8 protein-coding genes are annotated in these 11128 nt (G+C 69.4%); 1 reads left to right on the forward strand and 7 read right to left on the reverse strand.

Annotated features, from left to right (window positions below; translation table 11 throughout):
- Positions 1-34: 34 nt before the first annotated feature.
- Positions 35-2233 carry a glycoside hydrolase family 43 protein gene (locus AC068Z_RS37770; protein WP_478566670.1) on the forward strand — a complete coding sequence of 733 codons (2199 nt, stop codon included), beginning with the start codon at positions 35-37 and terminating at the stop codon, positions 2231-2233.
- A gap of 31 nt (positions 2234-2264) precedes the next feature.
- Here AC068Z_RS37770 and AC068Z_RS37775 read toward each other — a convergent pair whose 3' ends face one another.
- From AC068Z_RS37775 to AC068Z_RS37805, 7 genes are all read right to left on the reverse strand, one after another.
- On the reverse strand, positions 2265-3314 hold the full coding sequence (locus AC068Z_RS37775) for a dienelactone hydrolase family protein (RefSeq protein ID WP_478566672.1): 1050 nt from the start codon (positions 3312-3314) through the stop codon (positions 2265-2267).
- Positions 3301-4338 (reverse strand): pectinesterase family protein, encoded by a 1038-nt coding sequence (locus AC068Z_RS37780; RefSeq protein ID WP_478566675.1) that lies wholly within the window; start codon positions 4336-4338, stop codon positions 3301-3303. Before AC068Z_RS37780 ends, AC068Z_RS37775 begins: the two co-directional genes overlap by 14 nt.
- A 1-nt stretch (position 4339) precedes the next feature.
- Positions 4340-5452 carry a pectinesterase family protein gene (locus tag AC068Z_RS37785; RefSeq protein WP_478566678.1) on the reverse strand — a complete coding sequence of 371 codons (1113 nt, stop codon included), beginning with the start codon at positions 5450-5452 and terminating at the stop codon, positions 4340-4342.
- Positions 5453-5511: 59 nt separating this feature from the next.
- Positions 5512-6828 carry a pectate lyase family protein gene (locus tag AC068Z_RS37790; RefSeq protein WP_478566681.1) on the reverse strand — a complete coding sequence of 439 codons (1317 nt, stop codon included), beginning with the start codon at positions 6826-6828 and terminating at the stop codon, positions 5512-5514.
- Between the two features lie 33 nt (positions 6829-6861).
- Positions 6862-7647, reverse strand: coding sequence for a rhamnogalacturonan acetylesterase (locus tag AC068Z_RS37795; RefSeq protein ID WP_478566684.1), 786 nt, complete (start codon positions 7645-7647; stop codon positions 6862-6864).
- Positions 7648-7741: 94 nt separating this feature from the next.
- Positions 7742-9085, reverse strand: a complete 1344-nt coding sequence (locus AC068Z_RS37800) for an ABC transporter substrate-binding protein (protein ID WP_478566687.1) — start codon at positions 9083-9085, stop codon at positions 7742-7744.
- A 48-nt stretch (positions 9086-9133) separates the two neighbouring features.
- On the reverse strand, positions 9134-11101 hold the full coding sequence (locus tag AC068Z_RS37805) for a pectinesterase family protein (RefSeq protein WP_478566690.1): 1968 nt from the start codon (positions 11099-11101) through the stop codon (positions 9134-9136).
- Positions 11102-11128 lie beyond the last annotated feature (27 nt).

Genomic DNA, 11128 nt, shown 5'->3' on the forward strand with positions numbered 1-11128 from the left:
CCAACAGAATCCCCCACTCCCACACAGGACTGACATGCGCCCACGCCTGCTGCTCGTCGCCTGTCTCTCACTCCTCCTGGCCCTGCTCACCGTCCCGCCCGGCACCGCCCACTCAGGAGCGCCACCCGTGAAGCACCCCCAGTACGCCGGTTACCTCTTCGCCTACTTCACCGGCGAGGGCACCGCCGACGGCGAGCAGATCCGCTACGCCCTCAGCCGCGGCAACGACGCCCTGCACTGGCGCGAGCTGAACGCGGGCAAGCCGGTCCTGACCTCCACGACCGGGGAGAAGGGACTGCGCGACCCCTTCGTGATCCGCTCCCCCGAGGGCGACAAGTTCTTCATGATCGCCACCGACCTGCGCATGTACCGCAATTCCAGCGGCAGTTGGGACCAGGTCCAGCGGCACGGCAGCAAGTCCGTCATGGTCTGGGAGTCCACCGACCTGGTGCACTGGACCGACCAGCGGCTGGTGAAGGTCGCACCCGACAACGCGGGCAACACCTGGGCACCGGAGGCGTACTGGGACGAGACGCTCGGCGAGTACGTCGTCTTCTGGGCGTCCAAGCTGTACGCCGAGGACGACCCGGACCACACGGGATCGACGTACAACAAGATGCTGTACGCGACGACGAAGGACTTCCGCACCTTCAGCGAGCCCAAGGTCTGGAACGACCCCGGCTACTCCGTCATCGACTCCACGGTCGTCGAGCACGCGGGCACGTACTACCGCTACACCAAGGACGAGCGCGACCCCGGCTCCGCCGGCCCCTGCTCGAAGTTCGTCACCGGCGAGAAGTCGGCCTCCCTGACGGACACGTCGTACGACTTCGTCGCCGACTGCATCGGGAGCGGCGCGATGGACCGGGGCGAGGGGCCGACGGTGTTCAAGTCGAACACCGAGGAGAAGTGGTACCTGTTCATCGACGAGTACGGCGGCCGTGGCTACCTGCCCTTCGAGACGACCGACCTGGACTCGGGCCGGTGGACGCCGTCCACCGACTACCAGCTCCCGGCGAGCCCGCGGCACGGCACGGTCATCCCGGTGACGCGGGCGGAGTACGACCGGCTGCTCGCCGCCTACCCGGAGAGCCCGGCGTCGGTCGTCGACGCGACCGCGCGCGGGCAGCAGGGGTACGCCATCGTCACGGAGTCGGCGAGCAAGGTCGTCCTGCCGATGCGCCCGGACGCGGATCCGCGGCACCTCGCGCCGCAGCTCTGGCTGGGCGCCGGTGCGACGGTGAGCCCCAAGTCCGGTACGCACCGCGACTTCCGTACGCCGCAGACGTACACCGTCACCGCGCCGGACGGCACGAGCCGCGCCTGGACGGTCGAGGCGGTGCCGACCCGCAGTCCGGTGCTGCCGGGTCTGAACGCCGACCCCGATGTGCGCTACATGGACGGCGAGTACTGGATCTATCCGACGACCGACGGCTTCCGCGGCTGGGGCGGGACGCGGTTCAAGGCGTACTCCTCCAAGGACCTGGTCCACTGGAAGGACCACGGCGTCGTCCTGGACCTCGGTCCGGACGTGTCCTGGGCGGACAAGTACGCCTGGGCGCCCGCGATCGCCGAGCGGGACGGCACGTACTACTTCTACTTCTGCGCCGAGCAGCAGATCGGTGTGGCGGTGGCGGACTCCCCGGCGGGCCCGTTCAAGGACGCGCTGGGCAAGCCGCTGGTCGCGAAGGGCGGGGCCTGGAGCGGGCAGATGATCGACCCGGCCGTCTTCACGGACGACGACGGCACGTCGTACCTCTACTGGGGCAACGGCCGGGGCTATGTCGTCCCGCTGAACGACGACATGGTGTCGTTCGACCCGGCCCGGGTGAAGGACATCACCCCGGCGAACTACCGCGAGGGCTCGTTCGTGGTCGAGCGCGGCGGGACGTACTACTTCATGTGGTCCGAGGACGACACACGCAGCGAGAACTACCACGTCGCCTACGCGACCGGGCCGTCCCCGCTCGGCCCGTGGACCGAGCGGGGCACGATCCTGTCCAAGCGCCCCGAGTACGGCATCAAGGGCACCGGCCACCACTCGGTGGTGAACGTCCCCGGCACGGACGACTGGTACATCGTCTACCACCGCTTCGCCCTCAACGGCCCGGGCAGGCCCGGCGGGGACGGCACGCACCGCGAGACGACCGTCGACCGCCTGGACTTCGCGGCGGACGGCACGATCGTGCCGGTGGTGCCGACCCTGGAGTCGATCAGGCCGGTGCGGCGGTAGCCCAGTTGTTCAGGTACGAGCTCACCGGTGATCAGAGGACGTGGTCGAGCCAGTCGTGGACCTCGTCCTGCATGCGGTCGACGAAGACATGACCGAGGTCCGGCCAGGTCTTCGGGCGCAACCGCTCCTCGGCGCGGCGGGACCGCCAGACGGCGCGCAGCTTGTCGTACGCGACCTGGACACCGTCGGCCGGGAACAGCGGGTCGAGCCCGCCGTTGAAGAGGAGCATCGGCTTGGGGGCGGCGATGCTCGCCACGTCGGGGATGTCGAGATGCCGGGCGAGCCCGGGATGGAGCAGGTAGTACGACGACTGCCCGCGCAGGGTGTTGTTGCCGGGCACCATCATTTCCTTCAGCCCGGTCATCCAGCACACGGCGGCACAGGCGGCGACGTCGTCGCTGAGCGCGGCCGTCTGCCAGGCCCGGTAGGCGCCCATGGAGAAGCCGGCGGACGCGACCCGGCGCACCCGGCGCAGACCCGCCAGGAAACCGGCGGCACGGACGTCCTCCCGGGCCATGAGCCCGGCGAGCGAGGAGCCGAGGTTGTAGAAGTTGGAGGCGAGGGCCTGCTGTTGCTCGTAGGTGATCGGCCCGCGGTCACCCCAGCCCGGCGCGTCCAGGCACAGCACGACGTATCCGCGCCGGGCCAATTCGTCGCCGACGAAGCGTCCGCTGAAGTACTTGTCGGCCCAGGCCTGAGCGGAGGCGAGCCGGGTGTCGTCGTACCAGGGCCGGACCAGCTTCTCCTTGCCGATGTCGAACCTGGCGCCGTGGTCGTGCAGGAGCAGCACGGCGGGGAAGGGCCCGGGACCGTGCGGGGTGAGCAGCGCGCCCCGAACGCGTTCGTAGCGGGTGAGGGAGAGGGTGACCAACTCCCTTGTGTATCCGTCCGCTTGGGAGAACGTGTCGTATTCGGGCGCGTACGGCGTCTCGTCCTGCCGGTCGACGACGAGGCACTCCTCGACCTTGTCCCGGGCGACCGACCGCCAGGTGCCGAAGTCACGGATCGGCGAGGTGCCCCAGGCCAACGGGAAGGCGAGGTCCTTCTTCAGCGCCGGATACAGGTCCTCAGGCGTGCCCATACGGCCGCCAGTCGCCCAGGTAGGACCGCTTGGTGTGCGCCTCGGCCTCCGCGGCCGTGAGCTGCGGCCGGTTCTCCGGGACCGAGATCACCGCGCCCGGCCCGGAGTTGCCGTACTCCCGGAAGCGCATGGTCTGCCAGGGGTACGCCTCACGCATGTCGGTGTAGGGGGTCACGGGGTCGACGCCCGGGCCGATCCAGGTGTCCCGCACCACCAGCGAGGGCCATGCGGTCGTCTCGTACGACGGCACCCACGGCCGCGCCAGCTTGTACGCCCCGTCCTCCGCCCCCGAGGTGATGCGGGAGCGGAGCGCGAGGATGCCGTAGGGGTTGGCGCGGGCGGTGGCGGGGGCGAAGACCATGCCCTTGGGGGTGAAGTCCACGTCCCGCCGGAGGGTGTGGAAGCGGCAGTGCTCGAAGACGGCGGTCGCCCGGCCGAAGACGAAGTCGACGTCGCCCTCGATGTGGCAGCGGTGGAAGTACTGCCGGTCGAAGGAGGTCAGCGCGGTCGTGTCGACGAAGAGCGTGTCCTGGTGGGCCAGGAAGCGGACGTTGTCGAAGCTCGACCGGTCCCCCGTGATGTACGCCGCGACCGCCTGGGTGCCGGTGATCTCGGGGTGGTCGGCGCGCAGCCAGTCGTTGGCGAGGGTGAGGTCCCGGACGGTGAGCCCGGGAGCGGCCGAGGTGAAGGTGGCGGATCCCGCGGTGCCGTAGGTCCCGGAACCGTCGGGCTTCGGGGTGCCGTTGGCGTTGTCGTACACGATGACGACGTCACGCGGGTTCCGGGTGGCGCCATGCAAGGTCAACTCGGCGGCGACAGCTGGGACTTTGACGACTTCTCGATAAATCCCCGGGTGCACCACGATCGTCCGGCCGGGCCCGGTGACCGCGTCCAGGGCGGCCTGGACGGAGTCACCCGGGCGGACGTGCAGAACGTGTCGGCCGACGGCGAGGGCGGGTGCGGTGCCGGTCGCGCTCGCCGCGATTCCGGCGGTCAGGCCCGCGAGGAGGGTGCGCCGGCGCATCTCAGCAGTCCTCCTTCCAGGGCTGCCAGTCCCCGAGATACGTGGTGCGCGTCGCCGACTCCGCCTGTTCGTCGCTGAGTTGGGGGCGGTTCTCCGGGACCGTGATCTCGGCGCCGGGGCCGAGGTTGCGGTACTCGGCGAACCGTTGCAGCTGCCACGGGTAGGCGTCCGACATGTTGGCGTAGGGCGCGACCGCGTCGACGCCGGGGCCGAGCCAGGTCTCGCGGACGGTGAGCATCGGGCTCGCGGTCCGGTCGGAGCTGGGCACCCAGGGGCGGGCCAGCTTGTAGTAGGCGTCCGGGGCCTCGCTGGTGACACGGCTCCTGGTCACCAGGTAGCCGCGCGGGTTGGCGCCGGCCGTCGAGGGCGCGAAGACGAAGCCGTACGGGGCGGCGGCCAGGTCGGTGCGGGTCAGCGTGCGGAAGTGGCAGTGCTCGAAGACGGCCGTGGCCCGCCCGAACACGAAGTCGACATCGCCCTCGGCGTAGCAGTGCGCGAAGTACTGCCGGGCGAAGACGGTGAGCGCGCCTGTGTCGGCGTACAGGGTGTCCTGGTGGCCGAGGAAGCGGCAGTGGTGGAAGGCGGAGCGGTCGCCCATGACCTTGATGGCGACGGCTTGGGTGCCGCTGATCCCGGGGTGGTCGGCGCGCAGCCAGTCGTTGGCGAAGGTGATCCGGCGGGCGGTGAATCCGTCGGCGCGCACGGTCGTGGTGGCCGAGCCGGAGGTGCCGTAGGTCCCGGAGCCGTCGGGCTTGGGGGTGCCGGCGGCGTTGTCGTAGACGATGACGACGTCCCGGGGGCCGTCTCCGGCGCCGAGCCAGGTCATCTCGGTACGGGTGACGTCGACGCTCACGGTCTCCCGGTAGGTGCCGGGCGCGAGGACCAGCGTCCAGCCGCTGCCGGTGGTGGCGTTCACCGCGGCCTGGACGGTGGTGTGGTCGCCGCGGCCGTGCGGGTCGACGTAGAGCGTGTGCGGGGTGAGGCGGGCGGCGGGCGAGCCGTACCGCCCGAACGGGCGGGGGCCGGGGGCGGCCAGTGCGGGGCCGGCGCCGAGGGCGACGGCCGCGCCGGTGCTCGCCACCAGGAAACCCCTTCTGGACAGGGGGAGTTGCATGCGGGTGCTCTCCTTTCCTGGAGCGGCCGGGGCGGCGGGCGCCCCGGCCGTGGCGCGGGTCAGCAGACGCGGCCGGCTCCGGCGCGGTGGTCGACGATGCCCGGGACGGCTCGCGGGTGATCGACCCTGGTGCGCAGGGTGGGCGTCCAGCCGGCGCCGGACTGGAGGGTCTCGGCGGGGATCTCGGCGTTGTGGACGGCGATCAGATCGGTGAGCCTGCCGTTGACGTAGTTGTTCTCGGCGGTCAGCGGGGCCTCGTTCCACTTCTTCAGCACCTTGCCGGTGCTGATCCCGGAGGCCAGCGAGAAGGCGTTGTGGGTGGCGTACAACTGCGAGGAGGCGCCGATGCCGAAGACGTAGCCGAACTTCTGCCCGCCGGTCACCACGAAGTGGTTGTTGTACGAGTCGACCTGCCCGAACCTGACACGCGGCGCCCGCTCCACGATGCCCTCGAAGCGGTTGTGGTGCAGGGTGACCCTGAGCTTGCCGGCGTCGGTCGAGCCCGCGCTGTCGCTGTTGCCGATCAGCATGGTCTTGTCGTGGTCCCGGAAGGAGTTCCAGGACACGGTCACGTAGTCGGCGCCGCGCACCACGTCGACCAGCCCGTCGTGCTGCTGGTAGACCTTGCCGAAGTACTCCGGCAGGGAGCTGTCGGGATAGCGGCCGTCGGTCAGGGTGTTGTGGTCGATCCACACATGGGTGGAGCCGTAGACGACGACCCCGTCGTACTCGGAGTTCCAGGCGCCGGTCTTGTTGTCGTCGGTCGGGTCCCACTGCGGGAAGCAGTCGAGGGGAGCCTCGATGGTGAGGTTGCGGACGATCACGTTGTCGACGCCCCGGATCTGCAGGCTGCCCCCGCGGATCCCGGAGTCCCGCCCGACGCCCACGATCGTCGTGTTCGCCGGCACGCTCGCCTTGATCATCTTGTCCTGGTTGGCGGCGGACGCGGCCCGCAGGTCCTCCTGCTCCCCGCTGACCGGGGTGTCGTGCCCCCACACGGCGGGGTCGTAGTCGGCGAGGTACCGCTGGAAGTCGTATCCCTCGGCGGCGAGCGAGTCGCACCCCTCCGAGACGGCGTCGATCACACCCTTGACCTTGATGATCCGGGGCGCGGTCCCGCCCTCCGCGAGGGCGGCCTTGAACTCGGCCCAGGTGGAGACGGTGTACACGTGCGCGGCGTCGGCGGCGGCGCCCCCGGTGGTCCCGGCCCCCTCCGAGGCCCATCCGTCCCCGGCGGCGAGCACCTCACGGCCCAGGTCACGGGAGGAACCGGCCTGGGCGGTCCCGGCCCCGGTCATCCCGAGCACGAGCGCGGTGCAGCCGATCAGCACGGCACCCTTGGCTGTGGCATGCCCATGCCACTTCTGTGCGTTCATCGTGCGGCTCTCTTCTCTCACGTGGTCAGTGGTTCAGGCGGCGGCCGGAGGCCAGGTGATCCAGGACTCCGGGATCGCCTCGTCGAGCCGGCGGAGGTCCTGCGGGCGCAGCACCCGCGTACGCAGCAGCTCCCGCGCCACGAGCCGCGCCACCTCGATGGCTCCGGGCGGGTTGAAGTGCGTGTTGTCCTGCTCGGTGGCGGTCCAGTTGAAGTACTTCTTCGTCTCCTCGACACCGAGCGACTGCCACAACTGGAGCGACAGGGCCTGGATGTCGAGCAGGGCCACCCGCTCCTCCTCGGCGAGCGCACGCATCGCCGCCGGGTAGTCGCCGTGGCTCGGCGATGCGTTGCCGTCGGCGTCGAACCTCCGCCGCTCGACGGCGGTGGCCAGCACGGGCCGGGCTCCACGGGCCCGGGCCCCTTCGACGTACAGCCGCAGATAGTCCTTGTACGTCGTCCACGGCTCGGTGTACCGGGTCGGGTCCGTGGCCTTCTCGTCGTTGTGAGCGAACTGGATCAGCAGGAAGTCCCCGGGCCGAATGGCCGAGAGAACGACATCCAGCCGCCCTTCGTCGACAAAGCTCTTGGAACTGCGCCCGTTCACGGCGTGATTGGAGACGGCCAGCCCTTTCCGGAGGAAGAAGGGAAGAGCCATCCCCCACCCGGTCTCAGGAGCGGCGTCGGCGTACTTCTGAGCGGCGGTGGAGTCTCCGGCGACGAATACAGTGCGCGAACGCTGCTCACCGGCGTGGGCGGTACCAAAGGTGACAGGCAGAGCAGCGGCGAAGGCGGCAACCTGTCTACGGGACATCGACAACTGACGTGACCTTCCTTCCTCAGGAGCGCGGCGAACTGTGCGACCAGCCACAACCGACCCGCGGCCGGCCGCACAGCATCAGGCACCCGACCTCTCAGCCGTTCTGTTCCTTCCATTCGGCCTGAGCCTCATTGAGCTGCTCGGCCAACGTGTTGAGGAACTCCTCCGCACTCATGTCCCCGAGCAGCACCTTCTGGAAGTTCGGCTCGTTGTCGGCCTTGGAGATGGTGTTCCAGTCCGGCAGGTAGTACGGCAGCTGGACGATGGTCGTGGAACCGTCGGTCAGCGCCTCGGCCGCCAGCTTCGTGGGCTCGGCCGTGGACACCCACGCGTCCTTCGCCGCGTCGTTGTTCGCCGGCACCTGCCCCGCGGACTCGTTGAACTTGGAGTTCTCCTCGTGCGAGACGGCGAACTCGATGAACTTCCAGGCGGCTTCCTTGTTCTTGGAGCTCTGGAACACGCCGAGACCGTCGACCGGGTTGGACACCTGGACCCGCTTGCCGCTGTCACCCACCGGCTGCGGAATCCCCCGGAACTTGTCCGTCCCGAACGCCTTCACATGGTCCTGGTACGAGCCCAGGTTGTGGTTCAGCATCCCGATCGTGCCGGAGTCCCACTGCGCGACCATCTTGGTGAAGTCGTTGTTGAGGTCGGCGGCCGGAGTGGCCTTCTTGAAGAGCGCCGCGTACTTCTCCAGCGCCTCCACGTTCTTCGGGTCGTTGACGGTGGTCTTGTCGCCGTTCCAGAACGAGGTGATCCCGCTCTGCCCGTACATCGCGTCCAGCGCCTGGGCGATGGATCCGGCGCCGCCGCGGATCGTGTAACCGAACTCGTTCTTCTTGGCGTTCGTCAGCTTCTCCGCGGCCTCGTAGAAGGCGTCCCAGGTCGTCGGCTCGTCCAGGCCCGCCTTCTTGAACAGGTCGGTCCGGTAGTAGAGCACACCGTTGTTCGCGGAGGTCGGAATGGAGTACAGCGCATCGTCGCCGCCCCCGGCCGCCTTCAGCGAGGTGACCATGTCCTCGTTGAGCTTGCCGTTCAGGGGGGACCCGGCGAGCCGGTCGTCCAGCGGCTCCAGGGCGTTCTGCGCGGAGAACCCGGCGAGCATGGCGGCGCCCACACCGCCGACGTCCGGCAGGCCGCCGCCCTGGATGGCCGTGTCGACCTTGGACTGGTACTCGGTGGAGGCGATCCCGACGTACTCGACCTCGATGTCCGGGTTCGCCTTCTCGAAGTCGGCGATGATCTCCTTCCAGATGTCGGTGCGCACACCGCCGTTGTTGTCCCAGAAGACGATCTTGCCCGTGCCGGAACCCTCGGATCCCTTGTCCCCGCCGCCGCCACTGCCGTCGTCGCCGCAGGCGGTGGCGGTGAGGGCGAGCACGGAGCCCAGGGCGACGGCCATGGCAGCGCGCCTGCTTCTACGGATGCTGATCTTCATTGGTCGGCTCTCTTCTTCTGGATCCAGCGAGATATGGAGTTGTGGGGGTCAGTGGCGGACGTACGGCGCCCAGCCGTCCGTGCCCTGGAGGTAGTCGGCGACGGTGCGGACCCGCGCCTCGGCGTCGCTCAGCTGCGGCCGGTCCGGCGAAGTCCCCGCCCCCGGGCCGTGGTTGCGGTACTCGGTGAACCGCGCGTCCCGCCAGGAGAACCCGCTCATGTCGGTCCACGGCGCCGCCTTGATCGCGGCCGGCAGTTCGGTGTCCCGGATCAGCACCTGGGCGACGGCGTCGGGTTCGCCGCCGGGGTGCCAGGGCCGGCCGAGGTGGAAGGATCCGGCCGGTGCGTCGCTGACCACCTTCGAGTCGGTGATCAGGAAGCCGTACGGGTTGCCCTTCCAGGTCGAAGCGGCGGTGAGGTAGCCGTTGTTGGTGGCCGAGCCGCGGCTCAGCGCACGGATCACCGACCGCTCGATGACCGTCGTCGCCCGCCCGTAGACGAAGTCGACGTCGCCTTCGATGTAGCAGTCGCGCAGGTAGACCCGGCTGACGGTGGTCAGCTTGGGGCTGTCGGTCATCAGGGTGTCCTGGTTGCCCAGGAACGCCGTGTCCTCGAAGACGATCCGGTCACCGGTCGTCTTCATGGCGAGGGCCTGCTCGCCGTTCAGCTCGTGCGCGGCCTCGTCGAAGTCGTTGCTGAAGGTGAGGTTGCGCCCGGTGACGTCGTTCGCGGCGATCCGTACGGTGGCGCTCCCGGTGGAGCCGCCGTACGCGGCGGGCGTGTCGTAGACGATGACCGTGTCGGACCGGTCCTGTCCAGTCCCGCGCAGCAGGATGTTCGGCTTGGTCGCGGGGATGAACACCTTCTCGCGGTACGTCCCGGGCGCGACGGCGATGGTCACGGGCACGGCGTTGCCGTCGGGCACGGCGTCCACGGCGGCCTGCACGGTCGGGTGGTCGGCGGGTACGTGCAACGTCACGCCGATCCGCTCCTGCGGCCCCGAGAACCGCTTCACCAGCGCGGGCACGGCGGCGGCCGGGTCGAGCCGGTAGTCGTAGAACTCCCGGGGCTCGAAGGCGGCGCCCCAGGTGTCGTGGCGGCCCGTCGTACGACGGAGGATCGATCCGCGCTGCACCAACTCGGCGGTGGCGTCGGCCTGGTAGGGGTGCTGGACGTCCTCGTAAAAGCTGTTCTCGATGACCATCTTCGTCCGACCGCGCGACCAGTTCCCGTACGTCCACACGGGGTCGCCCGGATCCGCCTGGGCGGTCAGGTAGTTGTTGTACAGGTGCGCGTAAGCCGCGTTGTCCACCGACGGGTTGCGCTGCTTGGTGTTGCGGAACCAGTTGTGGTCGACGGTGATCTGCGTGCGGACGTTGGTCGTCCAGCCCAGCCCGAACGTCTTGTTGTTGTTCTCGAACCGGTTGTAGGAGACGGTCACGTACTCGCTGTCCTCGCGGATGTCGAGCTGTCCGTCGCAGATGTTCGAGAAGCGGTTGTGGTCGACCCAGACGTGATGGACGGTGTCCATCTGGATGCCGTCGAAATCGGTGTCCTTGCAGTCCCAGTCGCCCTCGATCGCCGAGTCCCGGATCGTCAGATTGCGGATGATCACGTTGTGGGTGCCGGGGCTGAGACGGAACTCGCCCTGCACCAGCTCCCCGCCACCGCCCACCCCGACGATCGTCTTGTCCGAGGCGACCTCGATGCTCGCTCCGAACGGATCGGCGGTGATGGTGCCCTGGACGCGGATGACGTACGGCTCGGCCGCCGCCGCGTATTTCGCCAGCGCCGCATGGTCGGTGACCGTGACGACCTTGCCGCCGGCCCCGCCGGTGGTGCCTCCGGCGAGGGAGGCGAACCCGTGCGGGGTGTCGGAGAACCGGGACACGGACCCGGCGACGGGCACGGCGTCCGCCTCGCCGACCGCCCCGAGACCGAGCGCGGCGATCAGACCCACGACGGCGGCCATGGTTCTGCCCGCCCCCGGCAAGCGCTTGCCACGGAGGTGCGTCATTGCGGCTCCCAACAGGCTTACGAAAAA

It is taken from the genome of Streptomyces sp. NPDC043726, assembly GCF_056436565.1.